This window comes from Pseudorhizobium marinum (assembly GCF_000705355.1).
Classification (GTDB): Bacteria; Pseudomonadota; Alphaproteobacteria; order Rhizobiales; family Rhizobiaceae; genus Neorhizobium; species Neorhizobium pelagicum.
On sequence record NZ_JMQK01000003.1, the window covers coordinates 172,638 to 195,480 of the forward strand.

At 64.0% G+C, this 22,843-nt stretch carries 23 protein-coding genes and 1 tRNA gene; 10 read left to right on the forward strand and 14 right to left on the reverse strand.

Annotated features, from left to right (window positions below; all coding sequences use genetic code 11):
• Positions 1–133 precede the first annotated feature (133 nt).
• The 6 genes from EO99_RS0104850 (at position 134) to EO99_RS0104880 (ending at position 4,948) form a co-directional block, all read left to right on the forward strand.
• Positions 134–418 carry a BufA1 family periplasmic bufferin-type metallophore gene (locus tag EO99_RS0104850; RefSeq protein WP_029617519.1) on the forward strand — a complete coding sequence of 95 codons (285 nt, stop codon included), beginning with the start codon at positions 134–136 and terminating at the stop codon, positions 416–418.
• A 63-nt stretch (positions 419–481) separates the two neighbouring features.
• Positions 482–1,330, forward strand: coding sequence for an MNIO family bufferin maturase (gene bufB, locus EO99_RS0104855; RefSeq protein ID WP_029617520.1), 849 nt, complete (start codon positions 482–484; stop codon positions 1,328–1,330).
• Positions 1,331–1,339: 9 nt separating this feature from the next.
• Entirely contained in the window at positions 1,340–2,113 is a 774-nt protein-coding gene (locus EO99_RS0104860) for an HvfC/BufC N-terminal domain-containing protein (protein WP_029617521.1), read from the forward strand.
• Positions 2,110–2,586 carry a DoxX family protein gene (locus tag EO99_RS0104865; RefSeq protein ID WP_029617522.1) on the forward strand — a complete coding sequence of 159 codons (477 nt, stop codon included), beginning with the start codon at positions 2,110–2,112 and terminating at the stop codon, positions 2,584–2,586. Before EO99_RS0104860 ends, EO99_RS0104865 begins: the two co-directional genes overlap by 4 nt.
• Before the next feature lie 248 nt (positions 2,587–2,834).
• A complete protein-coding gene (gene leuC / locus EO99_RS0104875) occupies positions 2,835–4,241 on the forward strand; it encodes a 3-isopropylmalate dehydratase large subunit (RefSeq protein ID WP_029617523.1) in 1,407 nt (468 codons plus the stop codon).
• Positions 4,242–4,399: 158 nt separating this feature from the next.
• Positions 4,400–4,948, forward strand: a complete 549-nt coding sequence (locus EO99_RS0104880) for a SixA phosphatase family protein (RefSeq protein ID WP_029617524.1) — start codon at positions 4,400–4,402, stop codon at positions 4,946–4,948.
• 51 nt (positions 4,949–4,999) lie between these two features.
• Here EO99_RS0104880 and EO99_RS0104885 read toward each other — a convergent pair whose 3' ends face one another.
• Both EO99_RS0104885 and EO99_RS0104890 read right to left on the reverse strand, forming a co-directional pair.
• Positions 5,000–6,988, reverse strand: coding sequence for a PhoX family protein (locus EO99_RS0104885; protein ID WP_029617525.1), 1,989 nt, complete (start codon positions 6,986–6,988; stop codon positions 5,000–5,002).
• 90 nt (positions 6,989–7,078) lie between these two features.
• Complete coding sequence (locus EO99_RS0104890) at positions 7,079–7,627, reverse strand: L,D-transpeptidase family protein (protein ID WP_037111068.1); 549 nt, start codon at positions 7,625–7,627, stop codon at positions 7,079–7,081.
• A 138-nt stretch (positions 7,628–7,765) separates the two neighbouring features.
• On the opposite strand from EO99_RS0104890, the gene EO99_RS0104895 reads away from it, so the two are divergent.
• Positions 7,766–8,449 (forward strand): response regulator transcription factor, encoded by a 684-nt coding sequence (locus tag EO99_RS0104895; RefSeq protein ID WP_029617527.1) that lies wholly within the window; start codon positions 7,766–7,768, stop codon positions 8,447–8,449.
• An 8-nt stretch (positions 8,450–8,457) separates the two neighbouring features.
• Positions 8,458–8,913 (forward strand): cyclic nucleotide-binding domain-containing protein, encoded by a 456-nt coding sequence (locus EO99_RS0104900; RefSeq protein ID WP_029617528.1) that lies wholly within the window; start codon positions 8,458–8,460, stop codon positions 8,911–8,913.
• Positions 8,914–8,928: 15 nt separating this feature from the next.
• Here EO99_RS0104900 and EO99_RS0104905 read toward each other — a convergent pair whose 3' ends face one another.
• The 6 genes from EO99_RS0104905 to tesB form a co-directional block, all read right to left on the reverse strand.
• On the reverse strand, positions 8,929–9,732 hold the full coding sequence (locus tag EO99_RS0104905; RefSeq protein WP_029617529.1) for an exodeoxyribonuclease III: 804 nt from the start codon (positions 9,730–9,732) through the stop codon (positions 8,929–8,931).
• A 98-nt stretch (positions 9,733–9,830) separates the two neighbouring features.
• Positions 9,831–10,478: an outer membrane lipoprotein carrier protein LolA gene (locus EO99_RS0104910; RefSeq protein ID WP_029617530.1), complete on the reverse strand. Its 648-nt coding sequence runs from the start codon at positions 10,476–10,478 to the stop codon at positions 9,831–9,833.
• Between the two features lie 71 nt (positions 10,479–10,549).
• Positions 10,550–13,207 (reverse strand): FtsK/SpoIIIE family DNA translocase, encoded by a 2,658-nt coding sequence (locus tag EO99_RS0104915; protein WP_051679700.1) that lies wholly within the window; start codon positions 13,205–13,207, stop codon positions 10,550–10,552.
• Between the two features lie 233 nt (positions 13,208–13,440).
• Entirely contained in the window at positions 13,441–14,802 is a 1,362-nt protein-coding gene (locus tag EO99_RS0104920; RefSeq protein ID WP_029617532.1) for an ammonium transporter, read from the reverse strand.
• A gap of 22 nt (positions 14,803–14,824) precedes the next feature.
• On the reverse strand, positions 14,825–15,175 hold the full coding sequence (locus tag EO99_RS0104925) for a P-II family nitrogen regulator (RefSeq protein ID WP_029617533.1): 351 nt from the start codon (positions 15,173–15,175) through the stop codon (positions 14,825–14,827).
• Positions 15,176–15,384: 209 nt separating this feature from the next.
• The gene (tesB, locus tag EO99_RS0104930; protein ID WP_029617534.1) at positions 15,385–16,269 is read right to left on the reverse strand and encodes an acyl-CoA thioesterase II; all 885 of its coding nucleotides are present in this window, start codon (positions 16,267–16,269) and stop codon (positions 15,385–15,387) included.
• Between the two features lie 81 nt (positions 16,270–16,350).
• Here tesB and EO99_RS0104935 point away from each other — a divergent pair, with 81 nt between their 5' ends.
• Positions 16,351–17,571 carry a ubiquinone biosynthesis hydroxylase gene (locus tag EO99_RS0104935; RefSeq protein ID WP_408002861.1) on the forward strand — a complete coding sequence of 407 codons (1,221 nt, stop codon included), beginning with the start codon at positions 16,351–16,353 and terminating at the stop codon, positions 17,569–17,571.
• Between the two features lie 4 nt (positions 17,572–17,575).
• Here EO99_RS0104935 and EO99_RS0104940 read toward each other — a convergent pair whose 3' ends face one another.
• From EO99_RS0104940 to EO99_RS0104955, 4 genes are all read right to left on the reverse strand, one after another.
• Positions 17,576–17,764 carry a Trm112 family protein gene (locus tag EO99_RS0104940; protein ID WP_029617536.1) on the reverse strand — a complete coding sequence of 63 codons (189 nt, stop codon included), beginning with the start codon at positions 17,762–17,764 and terminating at the stop codon, positions 17,576–17,578.
• A gap of 6 nt (positions 17,765–17,770) precedes the next feature.
• Positions 17,771–18,445, reverse strand: coding sequence for an LON peptidase substrate-binding domain-containing protein (locus EO99_RS0104945; RefSeq protein WP_029617537.1), 675 nt, complete (start codon positions 18,443–18,445; stop codon positions 17,771–17,773).
• 102 nt (positions 18,446–18,547) lie between these two features.
• Positions 18,548–19,540, reverse strand: a complete 993-nt coding sequence (gene trxA, locus EO99_RS0104950) for a thioredoxin (RefSeq protein ID WP_029617538.1) — start codon at positions 19,538–19,540, stop codon at positions 18,548–18,550.
• Between the two features lie 54 nt (positions 19,541–19,594).
• Positions 19,595–20,110 (reverse strand): prolyl-tRNA synthetase associated domain-containing protein, encoded by a 516-nt coding sequence (locus tag EO99_RS0104955; RefSeq protein ID WP_029617539.1) that lies wholly within the window; start codon positions 20,108–20,110, stop codon positions 19,595–19,597.
• Between the two features lie 291 nt (positions 20,111–20,401).
• Here EO99_RS0104955 and EO99_RS0104960 point away from each other — a divergent pair.
• Positions 20,402–20,476: transfer RNA gene (locus EO99_RS0104960), tRNA-Gly, on the forward strand.
• Between the two features lie 104 nt (positions 20,477–20,580).
• On the opposite strand, the gene EO99_RS0104965 is transcribed toward EO99_RS0104960, so the two are convergent.
• Positions 20,581–21,594: an aldose epimerase family protein gene (locus tag EO99_RS0104965; protein WP_029617540.1), complete on the reverse strand. Its 1,014-nt coding sequence runs from the start codon at positions 21,592–21,594 to the stop codon at positions 20,581–20,583.
• A 67-nt stretch (positions 21,595–21,661) separates the two neighbouring features.
• On the reverse strand, positions 21,662–22,843 hold the full coding sequence (locus tag EO99_RS0104970; protein WP_029617541.1) for a vWA domain-containing protein: 1,182 nt from the start codon (positions 22,841–22,843) through the stop codon (positions 21,662–21,664).

The window sequence follows — 22,843 nt, forward strand, 5'->3', positions numbered from 1 at the left end:
CCGTCCAAACAAATCGGCGTGGGCCTCACCCACCCTTTCGCAGGAATTTTCGATCCCGATGTAACACCCGCTCAGCACCGGGCGTAAGTCTCCATGCAGGCCAGAGAGGCTCTGCTTACCAGGGAGACCGAACATGAAGACCAGCATGATATCCCTTGCCATCGCGGCATCCGTCACCTCGGCACTCGCGTCGATCACATCCCCCGCCTTCGCCCAGGAAGCGGGCAAGGAGAAGTGCTACGGCGTTGCCCTCAAGGGACAGAACGATTGCGCCGCCGGCCCCGGCACCACCTGCGCCGGTACCTCCAAGGTCGATTACCAGCAGAATGCCTGGAAGCTCGTACCGGCCGGCACCTGCCAGGCGATGATGACGCCGAACGGCCACGGCATGCTGGAAGCCGGCCCGGCTCCCGCCTGAGCCGCAGGCTGACGAGCAAAGGCGCCGCAATGGCTGCGGCGCCTCTTCTTCCGGAGACGCGTCATGAAAGCATCGCAGCTTCCCGCCCGTGCGGGCGTGGGCTTCAAGCCCGAGCATTTCGCCATGATCGATGCCGAGCGGCAGCCGGTCGGCTTCTTCGAGGTGCATGCCGAGAACTACATGGGCGCCGGCGGACCACCCCATGCGCAGCTTAGCCGACTAAGGGAAGACTACGCACTGTCCATCCACGGCGTCGGCCTGTCGATCGGTTCGCTGCAGCCCCTCGACCAGGACCATCTCCGGCGCCTGAGGCAAGTCTGTGACCGCTACCAGCCGGAGAGTTTCTCCGAGCACCTCGCCTGGTCCACCCATGACACGACCTTCCTGAACGACCTGCTTCCACTCCCCTACACCCGCGAAACGCTCGAACAGATCTGTCGGCACATCGACGAGGTCCAGACCACGCTCGGGCGCCAGATGCTGCTCGAGAACCCTGCAACCTACCTGCTGTTCGAGGAAAGCACCTACGAGGAGACGGACTTCCTCGACGAGGTGGTGAAACGAAGCGGTTGCGGCCTGCTGCTGGACATCAACAACGTCTTCGTCGCCTCGACCAACCACAACACCGACCCCCGCAGCTACCTGGCGTGCTTCCCGATCCGCCACGTGCGCGAGATCCACCTCGGCGGGCATTCCGAGACAGAGGACGATCTGGGCGCGCCACTGCTGATCGATTCCCATGACACCCCGGTGCGCGATCCGGTCTGGGCGCTCTACGCAGAGGTCGTCGCCCGCATCGGACCGGTGGCCACGCTCATCGAATGGGACAACGACGTGCCGGACTGGCCGGTGCTGCGGTCCGAAGCCGAGGCTGCGGAAGCCATTCTGCGCCGGTCGGCGCTGGCAGCCTAGGAGGCGATCATGTCGACCATGCAGCAGAGATTTGCCGCGGCGCTGATGGCGCCCGACAGCCCGCTTCCGGACGGTCTGTCCTCGTGGAATTCACGGCAGCCCAAGGCGCGCTACGACGTCTACCGCAACAACGTCATGATGGGCCTGCGCCGGGCGCTCGCCAGCCGCTTTCCCGCCGCAGAACGGATCGTGGGAGAGGATTTCTTTGCCGCGATGGCCGACACCTTCATCCGCGCGCATCCGCCGCGTTCGCCGCTGCTCTTCCTGTACGGGGACGATCTTCCCGAGTTCGCGGCCGGTTTTCCGCCGGCGCAGTCCGTGCCGTACCTGCCCGACGTGATGCGGCTGGAGATTGCCCGCGGACGCGCCTACCACGCCGCCAATGCCGCACCGCTCGATCCGGTCCGGCTTGCGTCGATCACGCCGGAACGCCTCGGCGACCTCCGTTTCACCCTCCACCCAGCCGCCGCCATCCTGCGTTCCGCCTTCCCCGTCGTCACGATCTGGGCGATGAACGCCGGCGAGCTGCCGGCGGCGGCAATTGCCGACTGGACGCCGCAGGATGCGCTGGTCGTGCGGCCGCATCTGGTCGTCGAGGTGTTGCGGCTGCCGCCCGGCGGTGCCGTCTTCCTGGAAGCGCTAACCGACGGCGAGACGCTGACGACCGCGGCAGAAGCGGCGATGGCTGTCGATGCCGCCTTCGACCTCGCCGCCAATCTGGCCGGTGCGCTGGGTGCCGGCGCCGTTTCAGCCATCCATACACAAGAGGGAGAGCAGCCATGAGCAGTCCGAGCGCCGTTTCCGCCGACCACAACCTGTCGCGCCGCCTGCGGGATGGGATGGGCCTGCTCGACCGTATTCCACACGACCTGATCGCGATCGTCGCCCGCCTGTCGATCGCCGCCGTCTTCTGGAAGTCTGGGCAGACGAAGCTCGACGGCTGGCGCGTGTCGGAAAATGCGGTCTATCTGTTCGAGCACGAATACGCCCTGCCGCTGCTCAGCCCGGTGATTGCCGCCCACTTGGCGACGCTTGCCGAGCATCTGCTGCCGGTGCTGCTGGTGATCGGGCTTGGCAGCCGCCTGGCCGCCCTCGGGCTGCTGACCATGACGCTGGTGATCCAGATCTTCGTCTATCCCGACGCCTGGCCGACGCACGGCACCTGGGCCGCCTGTCTGCTGCTGATCATCGCCCGTGGGCCGGGGCGGCTGTCCCTGGACCAGCTGGTCGCCGGGAGCGCAGACCAGCGCGCCTGATGAGCCCAGCGCGCATCCATGTTGAACGGGCGTCGCAAAACTGCTAAATACCCCGCCATGGGATCGAAATTCGGATGCCTCGCGAACCAGTTCATCGTGCTGCAGGACCACAAGCGTCTGCCGGCACGCTTTTTCGCGCGCATTTCCGGCGCTCTGAACAGCCGACTTCGCTGAGCTGATCCATATCGCACCGGCAGCGATACGTGCCGGCCTCTTTCCCGCATTTACATTTCCAATGGATGGCAGCCATGAGCGCACCTCGCACCCTCTACGACAAGATCTGGGACGACCACGTCGTCAGCGACGACAACGGCACCTGTCTCCTCTACATCGACCGTCACCTCGTCCATGAGGTGACAAGCCCGCAGGCCTTCGAAGGACTGCGGCTTGCCGGCCGCACGGTCCGTGCGCCGCAGAAGACGCTGGCCGTCGTCGACCACAACGTTCCGACAACGCCGGACCGCCACATCGGCATCAAGAACGAGGAAAGCCGCATCCAGGTGGAGGCGCTGGCCCAGAACGCCCACGATTTCGGCGTCGAATACTACTCCGAGAAGGACAAGCGGCAGGGCATCGTCCACATCGTCGGGCCGGAGCAGGGCTTCACGCTTCCCGGCATGACGATCGTCTGCGGCGACAGCCACACCTCGACCCATGGCGCCTTCGGGGCACTCGCCCACGGCATTGGCACCTCCGAGGTCGAGCACGTGCTGGCGACCCAGACGCTGGTGCAGAAGAAGGCGAAGAACATGCTGGTGCGTGTCGATGGCCAGCTGCCGCCGGGCGTCACCGCCAAGGACATCATCCTCGCCATCATCGGCGAGATCGGCACCGCCGGCGGCACCGGCCACGTCATCGAATTCGCCGGCGAGGCGATCCGCGCCTTGTCGATGGAAGGCCGCATGACGATCTGCAACATGACGATCGAAGGCGGTGCCCGTGCCGGCCTGATCGCACCCGACGAGACGACCTTCGAATACATCAAGGACAAGCCGCGGGCGCCGAAGGGCAAGGCCTGGGACATGGCGCTCGACTACTGGAAGGGCCTGCACTCCGACGAGGGCGCGCATTTCGACAAGGTCATCGTGCTCGACGCGGCAAACCTGCCGCCGATCGTCTCCTGGGGCTCTTCGCCGGAAGATGTCATCTCCGTTCAGGGCGCCGTGCCCAACCCGGACGAAATCCAGGACGAGAACAAGCGGACGTCGAAGTGGCGCGCGCTCGACTACATGGGCCTGAAGCCGGGGACGAAGATCACCGACATCGCCATCGACCGGGTCTTCATCGGTTCCTGCACCAATGGTCGTATCGAGGACCTGCGCGCGGCCGCCAAGGTGGTCGAGGGCCGCACGATCGCTCCAACCGTCTCGGCCATGGTCGTCCCGGGCTCCGGCCTCGTCAAGGAACAGGCAGAGGCCGAGGGGCTGGACAGGATCTTCCTCGATGCCGGCTTTGAATGGCGTGAGCCGGGCTGCTCCATGTGCCTGGCGATGAACGACGACCGGCTGAAGCCGGGCGAGCGTTGCGCCTCGACCTCAAACCGCAATTTCGAAGGCCGCCAGGGCTACAAGGGCCGCACGCACCTGGTATCCCCGGCCATGGCGGCGGCCGCCGCTGTCGCCGGCCACTTCGTCGACATCCGCGAGTGGAAATAACACGTCCATCCTGACGTCTTGGCTTTAAGAGATGCCGCCGGCCCTGCCGGCGGCATCTTGCGTTGCAGCTGTACCCGCCGTCCGTCGGGAATGCCTGGACCTGCGGATGTTGCCGCTCCATGTAGGAGTCTCGGAAAAACACATGCGGAGGGGACACCATGGCCGATCACGCGGACGGAAAAGCGCCACCGCGCCACCGCAGGCTGCTCCTCCTGCGGCATGCCAAGTCCGCCTGGCCGGAGGGCGTGCCGGATCACGAGAGACCTCTTGCCGAACGGGGAGAGAAGGCGGCGCGGGCGATGGGCAACCACATGGCGCGCGAGCATCTCATTCCCGGTCTCGCGCTCGTTTCCGACGCAAGACGGACGCAGGAAACCTGGGAACTGGTGAAGAGCCGGCTGCCGTGCGCGGTGGAGGCCCGCGTCACGCCGGCGCTCTATGACGCTTCCGCGGCCCAGATGCTCGAGGTTCTGCGCAAGACGGATGCAAATACCGATACCGTGCTGATGATCGGGCACAATCCGGGCCTGCAGGAGCTGGCGCTGATGCTGGTGGGTGAAGGACATGCGCAGGCGCGCGACGCGATGGCCGAGAAATATCCGACCGGCGCATTGGCGGTGATCGATTTTGCTATCGGCGACTGGCCGAGCGTCGAACCCGGATCCGGCTTTCTCGCCGGTTTCCTGACGCCGCGCTCGCTTCGCTAGAAGGGGAGCCCCGCGCCAACGCGGAGCTCCGTTTTCTGCTTCTTTCGCGGATCAGACGGCGATCTTGCCGCCGCCGACCTTGGTGATCGCCACGACGGAAGGCCTTACCGGCATGTCGTCCTTGAAGTCCGGCCAGCGGGTCGACAGGTCCTCGTAGTAGGACGGACGACCATGGCCATCCCAGTCCTCGCCGCCGTCGGCCGGATGCTGCACGGCAACGAACGCCGTCTCGTCATCGGGCGTAAACAGAGGACCGCACATTTCGGCACCGACAGGAACCCGGAAGAACAGCTTCGACGTCGCGCGGGCATCGCCCTCCGTATCGACGGCCCAGAGACCATCGGTGCGGCCGGTCGCCTTGTTGCTGTTGCCGTCGGTCGAGACCCACAGGCGGCCGGCCGAATCGACGGCGCAGTTGTCAGGCATGCCGAACCAGCCGTTCTTCGTCGTTTCCGTCGAGAAGGTAGCGCCCACTTCGGCGACGGAAGGATCGCCGCACTTCAGCAAAACTTCCCAGGTGCCGGAGGTGGCGGCGAAGTCTCCCTCGGCTTCCGAGATCTCGATGATGTGGCCGAACGCGTTTTCGGCACGCGGGTTGGCCGCATTCACCTGATCCGGCTTGCGCTTCGTGTTGTTGGTCAGCATGACATAGACCTTGCCGTTGACCCCGTTCGGCTGGACGTCTTCGGGACGGTCCATCTTTGTGGCGCCCAGGACATCACCTGCGCGGCGGGTCTCGATCAGCACGTCGGCCTGGCTGGCGAAACCGTTTTCTTCCGTGAGCGGGCCTTGGCCGTGGACGAGCGGCAGCCATTCCATGCTGCCGTCTTCCTCGAACTTCGCCACATAGAGCGTGCCGGCATCGAGAAGATCCATATTGGCGGCGCGATCGTCGGCATTGTAGGTGCCGTCAGTCACGAACTTGTAGACATAGTCGAAACGCTCGTCGTCGCCGAGATAGAAGACGACCTTGCCGTTCTTCGCGACGATCGACTCGGCCCCCTCGTGCTTGGTGCGGCCGAGCGCGGTGCGCTTCTTCGGCGTCGAGGTCGGGTCCATGACGTCCACCTCGACGACCCAGCCGAAGCGGTTCGGCTCGTTCGGCTCCTTGGCGAGATCGAAGCGGTCGTAGAACCGGCCCCACTCGTAGCTGCCATCCGGAACGCCGTAGCGTTCGTAGTTGGCGGCTTCCGCGTGATCGGCCGGCAGGTCGCCCATGAAGTAGCCGTGGAAGTTCTCCTCGGCCATGATGTAGGTGCCCCAGGGCGTCACGCCGCCGGCGCAGTTGTTGAGCGTGCCGATGACCTGGGTACCGGTCGCGTCGGCTGCGGTCTTGAGGCGGTCATGGCCGGCCGCCGGACCGGTGATCTGCATCTCGGTGTTGACGGTGATGCGGCGGTTGTTGGCGCCGTCGCGGACCACCTGCCACTTGCCGTCCACGCGGCGGATCTCGACGATGGTGCCGCCATGGGCCGCCATCTCGACATCGACCTGATCCTTGCTGAGCGGGCCCTGCTCGACCTTGCCGTCGACGAGGGTGACGAGGCCCGGGAACATCAGGTGCGGGTTGGTGTATTCGTGGTTGACCACCAACAGGCCATGGTCGGCGGCGCCATCGAGCGGAATGAAGCCGACGTAATCGTTGTTGTAGCCGAACTGCCTGGCCTGGGCCTCCGCAGTCTGGTTGGTCGGGTCGAACTCGGGCGCATCGGCGAACAGCGGATCGCCCCAGCGCAGCAGCACGTCGGCGTCATAGCCTTCCGCCACGTGATGGTTGGCGTCGACACCGGCTTCCACTTCCGTGAAGGAGAAGGCCGAACCACCGGCGGCTCTCGCCTTCTCGGCTGTCATCAGGGCAAGCGGGCTGACGGTCGCGGCGATCGCGGAAACGGCCAGCGAGCCCTGCAGAAAGTTGCGGCGCGAGAAACGGCGGCTGATGATTTCGCCCATTGTGGCGTTGGCGCTGGAATTATGGCCGTCCCCATCCGCCTCTTCCAACTGGGTGGTCGGGAACATCTTCGGACAGTGTTCGTCGGTCATGGCAGCCTCCTGCTGAGGGGTTTGGATCTACCAGCCGACACTAGGACCCTACCATTACGGCTATGCGACACCTCAGCCTGATCGGCCTCCTTAAAGCACCCGCACGATCGTTCCGCGGCGCAGGAAGGGGATCAGCCGCCGCATGTCCTTGAGACTGATCGCGACGCAGCCCGCCGTCGGCGGATAGCCCGGCTTGATCAGGTGGAAAAAGATGGCCGAGCCGCGGTAGCGGCGGCGCGAGGTGATGTTCCAGTCGAGAACGAGGCAGATGTCGTAGAGCCCGTCCTGGCGCATCATGTCTTCGTGGCTTGATCGGAACGGAGCACGCACCAGCCGATTATAGCTTGGGTGCTCCGGCTGGTCACACCAAAGCATGTCGCGGGAGATGCGCCTCATCGGCAGGGACGTCCGCAGCGCCTGGACGCGATCCCCGCGGGTAAAACCGTACAGCAGGCGCATGACGGCAATCGGCGTGGCGCCGTCGCCTTCCCGCTTGAAGGCCGTGCGGCCGGAGCGGCCGAGCGCTGCCGGAACCGTGATGCCGCCGAAGGAGACGATGCCGCGGCAGGCATTGCCGGGGGCGGACCGAACGGTGACCACAACTTTCGATTTACCCGGCGATCTGCGTAAATTCGCCATTTTCCTCACGAGTTGTTGCTTTAAAGATGATTTGGTTTGAAATCATAGCACGATACCACTTAGATCAAGTGCCTGAACCAATTGCCCGCTCACGTCGTAGACGAGGTATGGGCGAGGCAAAACAAGAGGCAAGAACATATGGCAGCTCGCACGATATTGCTGGTGGATGACGACGACGATCTGCGCGAAACGCTGATGGAGCAGCTGTCGCTCTATGAAGAGTTCTCGCTGTTGCAGGAGGCGAACGCCACCAAGGCAATGCAGGTGGCGAAGGCCACTCAGGTGGATCTGCTGATCATGGACGTGGGACTGCCGGACATGGATGGCCGGGAGGCCGTCAAGCTTCTGCGCAAGAACGGCTTCAAGGCGCCGATCATCATGCTGACCGGGCATGACACCGATTCCGACACGATCCTCGGCCTCGAGGCGGGCGCCAACGACTATATCACCAAGCCATTTCGCTTCGCGGTGCTGCTGGCCCGCATCCGCGCACAGCTTCGCCAGTACGAGCAGAGCGAGGATGCCACCTTCACCGTCGGCCCCTACATCTTCAAGCCCAGCCAGAAGCTTCTGACGACGGACGATGGAAAGAAGATCCGCCTGACGGAAAAGGAATCGGCCATAATCCGTTACCTCTACCGGGCCGACCAGAAGGTCGTCACCCGCGATGTCCTTCTCGAAGAGGTCTGGGGCTACAACTCCGGCGTCACCACCCATACGCTCGAAACCCATGTCTACCGGCTTCGCCAGAAGATCGAGCGAGACCCTTCCAGTGCCGAAATTCTCGTGACCGAGAACGGCGGCTACAAGATCGTACCCTAGGCCGCCCCATGTCCCTCAAAGATGACATCCGCCTCTTCTCCCAGGTGCCCCTGTTCCGGGAATTGAACGAGGACCAGCTGCGGCTGCTCGCCTTTGGGGCGGAACGGCGGGGAGTGGCCGCCGGGCAGGAGCTGTTTCGCGAAGCCTCGCCGGCGGAATCCGCCTTCATCGTATCGAAAGGTGCGTTCGAGCTTGTCGTCTCGACAAGGGAGGGAGCCACTCCGCTCGATACGGTCGCAACGCCGGGCACGCTACTGTCCGAGCTGGCGCTGGTGACCATGGTCGAGCGCAAATACACCGCCATCGCGCTGGAGGACTCCGAAGTCCTGCGGATCACCCGCAGCCTGTTTCACCGGCTGCTGGAGGAATACCCACGGGTGGGGCAGCTGGTGGAGAGCCGCATTCGCGACAATATCGTCGCCTTGGCCAGCGCTGCCGCCGGGATGCAAGGCCGGTTCAGCTAGACCGGCCTTGCCGACCTAGAACTTGAATACCGCCGTGACCGGAACGTGATCCGACGGTTGGTTCCAGCCACGCGCTTCCTTCAGCACATCGATGCGATCGAGAAACGGCCCGAGGTCGTGTGATGACCAGATGTGGTCGAGCCGCCGACCACGATCGGCAGCCTCCCAGTCCTTGGCGCGGTAGCTCCACCAGGTGTAGAGCTTCTCCTCGTCCGGCACATGCTGGCGCATCAGGTCGAGCCAGTTTCCCTTCGCCATAATCTCCAGCATACCCTCCGTTTCCACAGGCGTGTGGCTGACGACCTTCAGCATCTTCTTGTGCGACCAGACGTCGTGTTCGAGCGGCGCTATGTTGAGGTCGCCGACCAGGATTGAGGCAATGCCGGGCATGGCATCCGCCTTCAGCGCTTTCATCTCCTCCACGAAATCCAGCTTGTGTCCGAACTTCGGATTGATCGCACGATCCGGCTCGTCGCCGCCGGCCGGCACATAGAAATTGTGGATCCGGATCCGACGCGAGCCGCGCTCGAAGATCGCCGAGATATGGCGGGCATCGCCGACGCCACAGTAATTCTGCCGCTGGTCTTCGGTCAGCGGCACGCGCGACGCGATGGCGACGCCGTGATAGCCCTTCTGCCCGTGGATGATGATGTGCTGGTATCCCAGATCCTTGAGCGGCTGCAGCGGGAACTCGTGCTCCTGGCACTTGATCTCCTGAAGGCACAGGATGTCTGGCTGGTGGCGGACAATGAACTGCTGGACGATGGGCATGCGCAGCCGCACCGAATTGATGTTCCAGGTGGTGATGGAGAATGTCATGCAGGGTCCTCAGGCAGGTGCCGGAGGTGTAGGCAATTTTGCGCGGCTGGTGAAGCAAAAAAGGGACCCGCGCGGGTCCCTTGCCGGTTCATGTGTGGCTAGATCTTGCGAACTTCGTCGTAAGGGATACGGAACACCCGTTCATCGAAGCCGACACCGTTCTTGACGTTGTAGATCATCACCGACGTGTCCTTGTTCTGCGCATCGGTGATCGTCCACTGGCGCAGCTCAAAGGTCTTGGAATCGAACATCATGGTGATGGTGGAATCGCCGAAGATGGTCCGGTTGCCCAGCACGATCGTGGTCAGATCCGGCTCTTCGCGAACGCTTCTGACCGTTTCGTCGGACAGGTCGATCCGCTCCGCCAGGAGCAGGCTGAGTGGCGTCTTCGACAGGGGGTAGAGGTCCCAGGTCTTCAGCTTCGTGTTTCCGATGACCACATTGGCTCCGTCGGCGATGACGCGGATCGGCGACGGGTCTTCGAAATTGAAACGGAGCTTGCCAGGCCGCTCGATGAAGAACTTGCCGCCCGTCTGCTCGCCGCGGGGTCCAAACTGGACGAACTCGCCCATCATCGTCTTGACGGACGAAAAATGGTCGGCGATCCTTTGCGCTGCAGGCGATGCGGCCTGCGCAAATACCGGGGCCGGCAGCGCGGCAGAGGCCGCAAGGCCGATCAGGCCGAGGGAAAAGCCTCGGCGGCTGAGGGAGCCCGTCCAGGCAGAGTTGGCAGTCTTTTTCATCATCGTCTTCTGTCTCCTTCACCGCTTCGTGGAAACAAAACGCGGCAGCTTGATGGCCAACGCGCAATGCGCATTTAGCGTTCCAAGATGTCGCTCTCCGTGGGCACGAGGATTTCGCGCTTTCCGGCGTGGTTGGCCGCGCCGATCAACCCTTCCTTCTCCATCCGCTCGATCAGCGACGCCGCACGGTTGTACCCGATGCCGAGCCGCCGCTGGATATAGGAGGTCGACGCCTTTCCGTCGCGCAGCACGATCGCAACCGCCTGGTCATACGGGTCTTCGGAATCCGACAGATTGGACGTGCCGGCCGGGCCGCCGCCATCGTTCTCGTCATCGTCGTCTGCCGTGATCGCCTCCAGATATTGCGGTGAGCCCTGGGTTTTCAGGTAGGCGACGATCTCCTCGACTTCGGTATCGGAGACGAACGGACCGTGGACGCGCTGGATGCGGCCGCCTCCGGCCATGTAGAGCATGTCGCCCATGCCGAGCAGCTGCTCGGCGCCCTGTTCGCCGAGGATCGTCCGGCTGTCGATCTTCGAGGTGACCTGGAAGGAGATGCGGGTCGGGAAGTTCGCCTTGATCGTGCCGGTGATGACATCGACGGACGGACGCTGGGTTGCCATGATGACATGGATGCCCGCCGCTCGGGCCATCTGCGCCAGGCGCTGGACGGCGCCTTCGATATCCTTGCCGGCGACCATCATCAGATCGGCCATTTCGTCGATGATGACGACGATATAGGGGATCGGCTGCAGATCGAATTCCTCGGTCTCGTACATTGCCTCGCCCGTCTGGCGGTCGAAGCCAGTCTGCACCGTGCGGGTCAGCACCTCGCCCTTGGCGATGGCCTGCTCGACGCGGCTGTTGAAGCCGTCGATGTTGCGCACGCCGATCTTCGACATCTTCTTGTAGCGTTCCTCCATTTCGCGCACGGTCCACTTGAGCGCGACCACAGCCTTCTTCGGGTCGGTCACGACGGGCGAGAGGAGGTGCGGAATGCCGTCGTAGACGGAGAGTTCGAGCATCTTCGGATCGATCATGATCAGTCGGCACTTCTCGGGCGTGTAGCGATAGAGAAGCGAGAGGATCATGGTGTTGATGGCGACCGACTTGCCGGAGCCGGTGGTACCGGCGACCAGAAGATGCGGCATCTTGGAAAGATCCGCCACCACCGGCTCGCCGCCGATGGTCTTGCCGAGCGCCATGGCGAGCTTCGCCTTGCTGTTCTCGAAATCCTTGCTGCCGATCATCTCGCGCAGATAGACGGTCTCGCGCGTACGGTTCGGCAGCTCGATACCGATCGCATTGCGCCCCGGAACGACGGCCACGCGGGCGGCGATCGCGCTCATCGAGCGGGCGATGTCGTCCGCCAGGCCGATGACCCGCGACGACTTGATACCGGGCGCCGGTTCCAGCTCGTAGAGTGTCACGACCGGACCGGGACGGACGTGGATGATCTCGCCCTTGACGCCGAAATCCTCCAGCACGCCTTCCAGCATGCGGGCATTCTGCTCCAGGACATCCGCCGACAGGGTCGCATCGCGCGCAACCGCCTTGGGCTCGGCCAGCAGGTGAACGGAAGGAAGCTGGAAGCCGTCCCGATCGATGAACGAGCCCTGCGCATCGCGGGCAACACGGGCGCTGGGCTTCGGCGGCGGTGGCGGCGCAATGACCCGCGGCTGAGACCGGGCGCCGGCAGGCGCTGCCGGGCGCGACACGGCGAAGGGCACGTCATCATCCTCCGGCAGGATGCCGGCCGGGCGGACGTCGTCGTCGAAGTCGTCCTCGTCGTCATCCTGCGCCATGGGTGGCGCGACAATGGAGCGGCGGCTCGAACCTTCGGCCGGACCGTCGAGAGACGGCTCGACCCGGTGTCCGGCAGAAGCGGCCTTCGGCCGCACCGGCTCGTTCAGTGTCCCGAATTCGTCATCGTTGAAGTCATAGGGCTGGTCGAATGTGTCGCGCGGGGTCCGCTTGATGCCGAGCAGCCGCCGGGTGCGGGCCTGGGCGATGTACCAGTAATGCGCCAGCGCTCCCAGCGCCAGGAAACCGGCAAACGTGCTGTCGTCGTCGTCTTCCTCGTCGTCGAGAGCCGGGCGACCGCGGGTCGCGGGCGCCGCGACAGGCATGCGCTCCTCGTCCTCGTGGTCCTCGAAGGCATCGCCGACGAGACCGGAGGCAAAGAGCAGCAGCCAGACGGCCGGAACCGCGAAGACGAGACCGAGGATGGTCGCCAGCATGCCGGTCGGATAGGCGCCTACGAAAAGGGCGGGAAACCGCAGGATCATGTCGCCGATGACGCCACCGATTCCGTTGGGGATCGGCCAGGTGAAGGGGGCGGGAAAGCAGCCGAGCGAGGCCGAGGCCAGCAGCGTGCCGCCACCCCAGGCGGCAAGCCGCGCCGGAAGCCGGTTGAACCTACGGCCCGAGATCAGCGCCAGCGCGACGGCCAGCAGCGGCAGCAGCGCGACGAGGCTCGAGAGCCCCAGGAACTGCATCATCAGGTCGGCGAACGCGGCGCCGGCATGCCCGAGCAGATTGGTTGGCTGGTTATCGGTGGCGTAGGAAAAGCTCGGATCGGCGACGTTCCAGGTGGCCAGCGCAGCAACGGCCAGGGCCAGACCGAGGAAGATCGCAAATCCGGCCAGCGCCAGGGCCTGCCGAACGATGAAGGCTGTCAGCATGGCTTTGGCCGACCCATTGCCCATCGCTGCCGAATTGCTTCTGCCCATTACCCTGCCCGCCGTTCAAACACCTGAAAACAGTGACGGTCGCAGGAGCACGCACGTCGCCATTGTGGCGGCAAGGTAGCGCGCGGTTGGTTAACGTGGCTTTAACCACATTCGACGCGACACGCGCAAAAGCGCACAAAAACGCCCGGGCTGGCCGCCCGGGCGCTGTGTGATCCACCAGAATTGGACCCGGTGATCGTCCTGGGACAGCTTTCGCTGCCCCAGGGTTTTGATCAGGAGTGGTAGGCCGCTTCGCCGTGCGATGCGAGATCGAGGCCTTCGCGCTCCGCTTCGACCGGGACCCGCAGGCCGACGACGACATCGACAACCTTGTAGAGGATCGCCGAGACGATGCCGCACCAGACGATGGTGATGACGACGGCGGTAAGCTGCGTCATGAACTGGCCGCCCATGGTGACGCCGTCGGCATAGCCGATGCCGCCGAGCGACGAGGAGGCAAAGATGCCGGTGGCGAGCGCGCCGAAGAAGCCGCCGACGCCATGGACGCCGAAGACGTCTGCCGTATCGTCATAGCCGAACTTGTTCTTGATCACGGCGATGAAGAAGTAGCACAGCGGCGAGACCAGGAGGCCCATGACGATGGCACCCATCGGACCGGCGATACCGGCTGCAGGGGTGATGGCGACGAGACCGGCGATCATGCCGGATGCCGCACCGAGCATGGATGCCTTGCCGCGCGTGAAGCTCTCGACGATGCACCAGGACACAATGGCGGCTGCCGTTGCGATGAAGGTGTTGACGGTCGCCAGCATCGCGCCGCCCGAGGCTTCGAGGTTGGAACCGGCGTTGAAGCCGAACCAGCCCACCCAGAGCATGGCGGCGCCGACGAGCGTCAGCGTCATCGAGTGCGGTGCCATCATGTCCTTGCCGAAACCGGTACGCTTGCCGATCATGATGGCGCCGATCAGACCGGCGACGCCGGCATTGATGTGGACGACCGTGCCGCCGGCAAAATCGAGGGCACCCATGGCAAACAGCAGGCCATTGGCATCCCAGACCATGTGGGCGACCGGGAAGTAGACGAAGGTTGCCCACAGGATGCAGAACAGCAGTGCTGCGGAGAACTTGATGCGCTCTGCGAAGGCGCCGACGATCAGCGCCGGCGTCAGCGCCGCGAAGGTCATCTGGAACAGCATGAAGATGTACTCAGGAATGACTGCATCCGAGAAGGTTGCCGCCGTCGAATCCATCGTGATGCCCGAGAGGAAGAGCTTGGCGGTTCCGCCGAAATAGGCGTTTTCCGAGCCGCCGAAGGCAAAGGAATAGCCGTAGATGACCCAGACGAGCATCATCGAGGCCCCGACGACCGTGCACTGCATCAGGACGGACAGCATGTTCTTCGCGCGGACGAGACCGCCGTAGAACAGGCCGAGGCCCGGCATCAGCATGAACAGGACGAGGATCGTGCACAGGAACATGAAGGCGGTGTCGCCCTTGTCCGGAACCGGTGCGGCGGCAACAGCCTCGGCGGCGGGCGCGGCTGCGTCCTGCGCAAAGGCAACGACGGGCGAAAGCAGGGCTGCGGTGGCAGCGCTCAGACGTCCGAACGAGGTTGAAACTCTGGAAAATTGCATTGGTAGCTCCCCAATCAGCCGTTTAAAGCGCTTCTGTGTTGGTCTCGCCGGTCCGGATGCGCACGGCCTGCTCGATCGAATAGACGAAGATCTTGCCATCACCGATCTGGCCGGTCTTGGCGGCGGAGGCGATCGCATCGACGGCCTTTTCGACCAGATCCGTGGCCACGGCGATTTCGATCTTCAGCTTTGGCAGAAAACTCACCGCATATTCGGTGCCGCGGTAGATTTCGGTATGTCCCTTCTGCCGTCCGTAGCCTTTGACTTCGGTAACGGTCAGGCCTTGGATACCGACCGCGGTAAGGGCTTCGCGCACCTCATCCAGCTTGAACGGCTTGATTATGGCCATCACGATTTTCATCTGGCGTCCCATCCTTTGTTGACTCGGCCGGAGCCGACTTCCCTGATCGCTGGCTGATCACGACAGCGACTGGTTCTTTACATACAAAGGGCGTGCCAGATTCGGGATGCACTAATAAATAATTGAAACACGTAGGTTTTTGGGAAAAAGCCTAAACCTGAGGCAGTGAAAAAGCAGCCCGCCGATTAAAATAGAGGCAGATATTCGGAAATGCCGAATATTTATTCATCTGCCCGTTTCCGGATCAGACCCTCCTGAGCCACCGAGGCGATCAGGGTCCCGGACCGCGTATAGAGGCTGCCGCGTGTCATTCCGCGAGAACCGGACGAGCTCGGACTGTCCTGGGTGTAGAGCAACCAGTCATCCAGAGCGCAGGGCCGGTGGAACCACATGGCGTGGTCGAGGCTTGCCACCTGCAGCTTGGGATCGAAGATCGAGGTCCCATGGGCATAAAGGGAAGTGTCGAGCAGCGTCATGTCCGAGAGATAGGCGAGGACGCAAGCCTGGTAGTGCCGATCGGGAAGCACCTCGCCGATCGCTCTGACCCAGATATCCTGCCGTGGCTCCAGCTTTTCCTTGGTCAGATAATGCACCAGCGACACCGGCCGGATCTCGATCGGCCGATCCTGGTTCCAGTATTTGCGGACGGCGGCCGGAGCCTGGGCCAGGAAGAGCTCCTCGAACTCCTTCTCCCCCATCAGGTCCTCCGGCGGCGTGACCGGCGGCATCGGCACCTGATGGTCATACCCGTCTTCCTCCACCTGGAAGGAGGCCGACATCGAGAAGATCGGCCGTCCATGCTGGATGGCAACGATCCAGCGGGTCGCAAAGCTTGATCCGTCGTGAATGCGCTCCACCTGATAGACGATCGGCACTGCCGGATCGCCGGGACGCATGAAATAGGCGTGCAGGGAGTGGACGAAGCGGTTGCCGTCGACCGTCCGCTGCGCCGCCATCAGGGCCTGGGCAATCACCTGGCCGCCGAAAACCCGCTGCCAGCCCACCTGCGGGCTGAGGCCGCGGTAGAGATTTTCCTCGAGCTTTTCGAGGTCGAGCGTCGAAAGCAACCGGTCCATCGGGGCCTGGAATTGGGGCTGACGCGACATTATGGCGTTCTCCGGCAATAGGAAGCAGATGCCGGATGCTCTATATGGACGGTGTCAACTTCTCAAGTCACACGGGAGTGCCTGCAAATGCTGGATATTTTGGTTGTCGGTGGCGGTTACGTCGGATTGGCGGCCGCCGTGGCGGTGAAGCAGTCGGCGCCGCACCTGAAGATCGAGATCCTGGAAGCAGCGCCCGGACATGTCTGGGAGAAGGACGAGCGCGCCTCCGCGATCATCGCGGCCGCGACCCGCATGCTGCGGGTCCTCAACGTCTGGGACGAGATCGCGCCCGAGGCCCAGCCGATCAACCGCATGATCGTTACCGATTCGCGGACCTCCGAGCCGGTCCGTCCCGTGTTTCTGACCTTTGACGGCGCCGTCGAGGAAGGCCTTCCCTTCGCGCACATGATCCCGAACGTCGCCATGGTCCGGGCGCTCCGGGGCGCTTGCGAACGGCTCGGCATCCCGATTCGCCACGGCCTCTCGGCCACCGGCTTCACCACCACGAGCACCAGCACCACCGTGGCCCTCTCGGACGGCACGACGGTCGAGACGCGCCTGCTCGTCGCCTGCGACGGCGTACGATCCAAGCTGCGCGACATGGCGGGGATCAAGACCGTGACCTGGGACTACGGCCAGTCCGGTATCGTCACGACCGTCGCCCACGCGCGGCCCCACGATGGCGTGGCCGAGGAACACTTCCTGCCGTCCGGGCCCTTCGCCATCCTGCCGCTCACCGGCAACCGGTCATCCCTGGTCTGGACCGAGCGGACGGCTGATGCCGATCGGCTGGTCGCATCGGACGATCTGGTCTTCGAAGCGGAACTGCAGCGCCGGTTCGGGCACAAGCTGGGCGAGATCAGCGTTGTCGGCGGCCGCAAGGCCTTCCCGCTCGGCCTGACCCTGTCGCGCGCCTTCGTGGCCCCGCGCCTGGCGCTGGCGGGCGATGCCGCGCACGGCATCCACCCGATCTCCGGCCAGGGGCTCAACCTCGGCTTCAAGGATGTGGCAGCGCTTGCCGAAACCATCGTCGAAGCCGATCGCCTCGGCCTCGACATCGGCGCACTGAACGTTTTGGAGCGCTACCAGTCCTGGCGCCGCTTCGACACCTTCCGGATGGGAGTGACCACCGACGTCCTCAACCGGCTCTTCTCCAACGACGTGACGCCGATCCGGGTTGCCCGCGATTTCGGGCTGGGCCTTGTCGAACGCATGCCGGGGCTGAAGTCCTATCTGATCGGGCAGGCCGCCGGAATCTCGGGCGAGGATCGCCCGAAGCTTCTGGCCGGTGAAGCAATCTGACCCGTCAGCCTTCCAGCTTGCGGGCTTCCGAGACCAGCATGATCGGCACGCCGTCGCGGATCGGATAGGCAAGCCGCGCCTTTTCGGAGATCAGCTCGTTGGTGTCGCGGTCGAGTGTCAGCCGCGCCTTCGTGAGCGGACAGACGAGAAGCTCCAGGAGTTTCGGGTCGACTTTGCTGATACGCTCGTCCATGGGCACCTACTGCAGAACGGTGTCGGAATCGCCTGCCCCGCGGGCGAGCAGCATCTCGGTGATGGCAATCAGCGTATCGGCGCGGGTCTTGAGGTCGGGCGCCTCCAGAAGCGCCTGCTTCTCCGCCGGCCCGAAGGGCGACATCATCGAGAGGGAATTGACCAGCGTCCGGTTGCCCGCAAGCTCCACGCTTTCCCAGTCGGCCTCCAGCTTGTTGGCGTCCAGATAGGCCCGGAACACCCGCAGCAGGGCGGCGCGGTCGACGGACGCTTCGTCGTCCTCCGCCGAGAGATCGGCAAGAAGCGGTGCGATCTTGAAGCTCCGGTAGGGGTGGCCGGTCCCCGTCTCGTCAAGCAGGCGGAAGCGGCAGACGCCGCTCAGCGACGCGATATAGCGCCCGTCCCCCGTCTCGGCAAAGGATGTGATCCGGCCGATGCAGCCGACGCTGCTGAGGGCCGGCCGGAGCGCAGTCGAGCCGGCCGGTTCCGACAGCACCGGCTGGACGATGCCGATCAGCCGGTCACCGGCAAGGGCGGCGTCGAACATGGCCAGATAACGGGGCTCGAAGATGTTGAGCGGCAGCTGGCCGCCCGGCAGCAGAAGCGCACCCGTGAGAGGAAATACCCGCACGGTGTCCGGCAGGTCTTCGCGCTTCACATATCTTGCATTTCCGACAATCATGGGGCCCAACCTCCAGGACCACAGGCAGCGGCGAGACGCCGTCTGTGGAGTTAATGTGGGGCGGACTGCGGGGATCGCAAGACCGCCTTCGGGCGCCCGCTCTCAGGCAAACAGGATCGAGGACATCCGCCGGCGCGCCGTGATGGTGGCCGGATCCTTCGGTCCCCAGGCCTCGAAGAATTCCAAGAGCTGACGGCGGGCACCGTCGTCGTCGAACGTGCGGTCCTTGCGCATGATCATCAGCAGATGTTCCGCCGCTTCGTCGCGCTTGCCTTCGGCATTGCGGATCTTTGCGAGCTTCATGCGAGTCTCGTGATGGTCCGGGTTGAGCGAAAGCTCGTGCTCGAGGGCCGAAGGATCGCCCAGCTTGCGGGCTTCCTCGAACTGCTGCAGCTTTCGCGCCACCGCCTGGATGGCGGGATCCGCAGCAATCTCCTCGGGAAGGGACTGCAGCATCTGCGAGGCGCGCGCCGCGTCGCCCAGTTCGATCATGCACCGCATCAGACCGGCGGCGGCCTTCGCGTTTTCCGGATCCGCCTGCAAGACCGCGCCGAAGAGCTGCGCAGCAGCCTGCACGTCGCCCGCCACAAGCAAACCTTCCGCCTCGGCGAGCGCCGCTTCGATTTCCGCCGCCTGATCGGCACCGGCCGGGCCGGCGACCTTGTCGATGAACTGGCGGAGCTGACTTTCCGGCACCGCGCCCATGAAGCCATCGACGGGCCGGCCATCGACGAAGGCAACCACGGCCGGAATGGACTGGACGCCCATCTGGCCCGGGATGGCCGGATGATCATCGATGTTGAGCTTGACGAGCTTGACGCGCCCCTGCGCTTCCGTGACCACGCGCTCCAGGATAGGCGTCAGTTGCTTGCAGGGACCGCACCAGGGCGCCCAGAAATCGACCAGAACCGGCTGCCGGCGCGATTCGTCGATGACGTCCGCAGCGAACGCAGCCGTGCTGGTGTCCTTGATGAGGCTGCCGGCAGGCGTCGAAGCTTGGTCCGGCGCCGGTGCTGCCGGGCCGCCGAACTGCGCCGAGCCGGTCATCTGGCCGCCGTAAGAGCCACCGCCGTAAGGATTGTCTGTGCCGCTCATGAAATGTCTCCGGATCTCGTCGTCACCGCTTCACCTGGGTGGGAACATTGTATGTCAGTCGGTCACTTTCAAGACTAGCGGCGTATGGCCGGTCGCCTCGAGGAAGCGTAAGAGATCGTTGCGTTCGATCGACGTGGTGGCATCGTTGGACAGCGGATGCCCGTTGATGACGTCATTCTGCATCAGGTCCTCGTCGAGGACGAAGGTGACCTGATTGCGCGTGTCGTTGATGGCGCCGAAGACGGTGACCGATCCAGGCGCGACGCCGAGATACTCCAGCAGCTTCTCCGGTCTTCCGAACGAGACACGGCTAGCCGCGCCGATCACCTTGTGGACCGTCTTCAGGTCCACGGCCGCATTCTCCTCGACCGTCAGGACGAAATATTTGTCCTTCTTGTCCTTCACGAACAGGTTCTTGGTGTGCCCGCCGGGGATCTCGTCGCGCAGGCCGACCGATTCGGCCACGGTGAACACCGGTGCATGTGTTCGCGTCGAATAGGAGACGCCGAGATCATCGAGGAGCGCATAGAGCTCTTCGGGGGTCTTGGGAGAGGAAGAAACGTCGTTCATGGTTCCACGCGGTTCAAGTGAATCTGCGGCAGGATCGGCTGCCACCGGAGGCTTATCGTGCCGTGGCCACTGCCGCAAGCAGATGCGCGGGGTGCGGCGTGGTAGAATGGGAAATTCGCCAGCGCGACGATCTCCAGGCAGCATGCCCCGGAATTGTCGGCCGCGGCCAGAAAATTCTCATCCGGCTTTCATTTCCCTGTTGCATTCGAAAATCACTTGAGCCATATAGCGCCCGTCGCCGCAACAACGGTCGGCCCTCGATCCAACGTTACCCCAGGATCGCGGTTATGAGCGGGTGTAGCTCAGGGGTAGAGCACAACCTTGCCAAGGTTGGGGTCGAGCGTTCGAATCGCTTCACCCGCTCCATTTTCTCCCAGGCTCCATCTATCAGCCAAAGCGTCACCATAGACGCGGCTCCTGTGCATGACCTGCGCCCAGCCTTCGCCGGGCGCGCGGTTGCAAAAAAGTCTTCAGCTCTTCGAGAAGCAGTAATCCGTCTCCTGCCGCAGCACGTCACCGGGGCGTAAAACGGCCTCCGGGAAATTGGCGTGGTTGATCGCATCCGGCCAGATCTGCGTTTCCAGGCAGAAGCCGGCGAAGGCACCGTAGTGACGTCCGTCGTGGCCCGGCACCTTCACGTCGAGCTTGTAGCCGGAATAGAACTGCACGCCCGGCTCCGTGGTGCGCACCTCCAGCGAGACGCCGGAATAGGTGCTGCGGGCAAGCGCGACGGAGCGCTTCTCCACCCTCTCGGTCGAGAGACAGAAATTGTGGTCGAACAGCACCCGCGCACCGTTCTCCTCCCGGTCCATCGGCCCCATTTCGCGCAGGTCGAAGGCGGTCGAGGCCACCGGCAGGAGCGTGCCCGTCGGGCACTGCCGGTCGTCGACGGCGGTAATCTCGTCCGCCGCGATCATGATGTCGTGGCCGAGCGCCGTGTCGCGGCCGTCGAGGTTGAAATAGGTGTGCTGGCAGATGTTGCAGGGCGTCGGCTGGTCGGTGCTCGATTCGTAGAGCACCGTCAGCACGCCCTCGCCGTGCAGGTGATAGGTTGCCGTCACCGTGCAGTTGCCGGGATAGCCGGCGCGCCCGTCGGGATCGACGATCTGCAGCACCACCCGGTCGTCGGCGAGATCGACGATCTCCCAGTTGCGCTTGGCCATGCCGTCGCTGCCGCCGTGGAGATGGGTGACGCCCTTCTCGTTGAGCTCCAGCTGGTAGGCCTTGCCGTCCAGTTCGAACCGGCCCTCGGTGATTCGGTTGGCGCAGCGCCCGGGCGTCGCGCCGAAATAGGATGAATACTTCGGATAGTCATCGAAAGCATCGAAGCCGAGGACGAGCGGCGGCTGGTGGCCCGCGAGCCGCAGATCCTGGATAACCGCCCCCCAAGTCATGACATGCGCCGTCAGTCCGCCGCCGGAGATCCTCACTCGGTAGACGGTCTCACCCTTTGCCGTTGTTCCGAAAACTTCGCGCTCGACCATTTCAACCCCCAAATCAGTGCCGGCTGAACCTGATCGATTTGGGCGCCTCGCGCAACGGGCAAAGCGGCTAGCGGCCGAGCGCCCGCGTGGCCTGCTCCAGACCGCCGAGCGTCAGCGGAAACATCCGGTCGGAAACGATCCGCTGCAGCTGGAGGATCGACTGGGTGAACTGCCAATGCGCCTGCGGGACCGGGTTCAGCCAGACGCAGCGATGGAAATGATCCGTCATCCGCCGCATCCAGAGCTCGCCGGGTTCCTTGTTCCAGTGTTCGACGGACCCGCCGGCATGGGTGATTTCATACGGGCTCATCGAGGCGTCACCGACGAAGATGACGCGATAGTCACTGCCGAAGCCGTTGATGACCGTCTCCGTCGGCAGACGCTCGAAGCGCCGGCTGTTGTCCTTCCAAACGCTCTCGTAGAGGCAGTTGTGGAAGTAGAAATGTTCCAGATGGCGAAACTCACTCCGGGCGGCGGAAAACAGCTGTTCCACCGCCAGCACGTGATCGTCCATCGAGCCGCCGACATCGAAGAACATCAGGAGTTTGACGGCATTGCGCCGCTCCGGCCGCGTCTGGACATCGAGGTAGCCGTGCTGCGCGGTCGACTGGATCGTGCCGTCGAGATCGAATTCCTCCGTCGCCCCTTCCCGCACCCAGCGGCGCAGACGCCGCAGCGCGATCTTGATGTTGCGCGTGCCGAGTTCGACGCTGTCGTCGAGATCGGCAAACTCTCGCCTGTCCCAGACCTTGACGGCACGCCGGTTGCGGGAACGGTCCTGGCCGATCCGCACGCCTTCCGGATTGTAGCCATAGGCGCCGAAGGGGGAGGTTCCGGCGGTACCGATCCACTTCGAACCGCCCTGGTGGCGACCATCCTGCTCCGCAAGCCGCTGGCGCAGCGTCTCCATCAGCGCCTCGAATCCGCCCAGCGCGTCGACAAGGCGTTTTTCCTCCTCGCTCAGATAGCGTTCGGCAAGCTTTCGAAGCCACTCCTCCGGCAATGCCACCGGGTCGACCCCGGGGTCGCTAGCCAGCGACTGCAGCCCGCGAAAATGGGCGGCAAACACCTGGTCGAACCGGTCGATATGCCGCTCGTCCTTCACCAGGCAGGTTCGGGCAAGGAAATAGAAGGCCTCGACGTCGAAATCCGCCAGCCCCTGCTTCATCCCCTCCAGCAGCGACAGATACTCCCGCAGCGTGACGGGAAGCCTTGCAGCCTTCAACTTGAGGAAGAACGGGAGCAGCAT

Excerpts from the sequence above, each read along its gene's own strand:
- EO99_RS0104850 (WP_029617519.1), top strand. The coding sequence starts at position 134 with ATGAAGACCAGCATGATATCCCTTGCCATCGCGGCATCCGTCACCTCG.
- bufB (WP_029617520.1), top strand. The coding sequence starts at position 482 with ATGAAAGCATCGCAGCTTCCCGCCCGTGCGGGCGTGGGCTTCAAGCCC.
- EO99_RS0104860 (WP_029617521.1), top strand. The coding sequence starts at position 1,340 with ATGTCGACCATGCAGCAGAGATTTGCCGCGGCGCTGATGGCGCCCGAC.
- EO99_RS0104865 (WP_029617522.1), top strand. The coding sequence starts at position 2,110 with ATGAGCAGTCCGAGCGCCGTTTCCGCCGACCACAACCTGTCGCGCCGC.
- leuC (WP_029617523.1), top strand. The coding sequence starts at position 2,835 with ATGAGCGCACCTCGCACCCTCTACGACAAGATCTGGGACGACCACGTC.
- EO99_RS0104880 (WP_029617524.1), top strand. The coding sequence starts at position 4,400 with ATGGCCGATCACGCGGACGGAAAAGCGCCACCGCGCCACCGCAGGCTG.
- EO99_RS0104885 (WP_029617525.1), bottom strand. The coding sequence starts at position 6,988 with ATGACCGACGAACACTGTCCGAAGATGTTCCCGACCACCCAGTTGGAA.
- EO99_RS0104890 (WP_037111068.1), bottom strand. The coding sequence starts at position 7,627 with ATGGCGAATTTACGCAGATCGCCGGGTAAATCGAAAGTTGTGGTCACC.
- EO99_RS0104895 (WP_029617527.1), top strand. The coding sequence starts at position 7,766 with ATGGCAGCTCGCACGATATTGCTGGTGGATGACGACGACGATCTGCGC.
- EO99_RS0104900 (WP_029617528.1), top strand. The coding sequence starts at position 8,458 with ATGTCCCTCAAAGATGACATCCGCCTCTTCTCCCAGGTGCCCCTGTTC.
- EO99_RS0104905 (WP_029617529.1), bottom strand. The coding sequence starts at position 9,732 with ATGACATTCTCCATCACCACCTGGAACATCAATTCGGTGCGGCTGCGC.
- EO99_RS0104910 (WP_029617530.1), bottom strand. The coding sequence starts at position 10,478 with ATGATGAAAAAGACTGCCAACTCTGCCTGGACGGGCTCCCTCAGCCGC.
- EO99_RS0104915 (WP_051679700.1), bottom strand. The coding sequence starts at position 13,207 with ATGGGCAGAAGCAATTCGGCAGCGATGGGCAATGGGTCGGCCAAAGCC.
- EO99_RS0104920 (WP_029617532.1), bottom strand. The coding sequence starts at position 14,802 with ATGCAATTTTCCAGAGTTTCAACCTCGTTCGGACGTCTGAGCGCTGCC.
- EO99_RS0104925 (WP_029617533.1), bottom strand. The coding sequence starts at position 15,175 with ATGGGACGCCAGATGAAAATCGTGATGGCCATAATCAAGCCGTTCAAG.
- tesB (WP_029617534.1), bottom strand. The coding sequence starts at position 16,269 with ATGTCGCGTCAGCCCCAATTCCAGGCCCCGATGGACCGGTTGCTTTCG.
- EO99_RS0104940 (WP_029617536.1), bottom strand. The coding sequence starts at position 17,764 with ATGGACGAGCGTATCAGCAAAGTCGACCCGAAACTCCTGGAGCTTCTC.
- EO99_RS0104945 (WP_029617537.1), bottom strand. The coding sequence starts at position 18,445 with ATGATTGTCGGAAATGCAAGATATGTGAAGCGCGAAGACCTGCCGGAC.
- trxA (WP_029617538.1), bottom strand. The coding sequence starts at position 19,540 with ATGAGCGGCACAGACAATCCTTACGGCGGTGGCTCTTACGGCGGCCAG.
- EO99_RS0104955 (WP_029617539.1), bottom strand. The coding sequence starts at position 20,110 with ATGAACGACGTTTCTTCCTCTCCCAAGACCCCCGAAGAGCTCTATGCG.
- EO99_RS0104965 (WP_029617540.1), bottom strand. The coding sequence starts at position 21,594 with ATGGTCGAGCGCGAAGTTTTCGGAACAACGGCAAAGGGTGAGACCGTC.
- EO99_RS0104970 (WP_029617541.1), bottom strand. The coding sequence starts at position 22,843 with ATGCTGCTCCCGTTCTTCCTCAAGTTGAAGGCTGCAAGGCTTCCCGTC.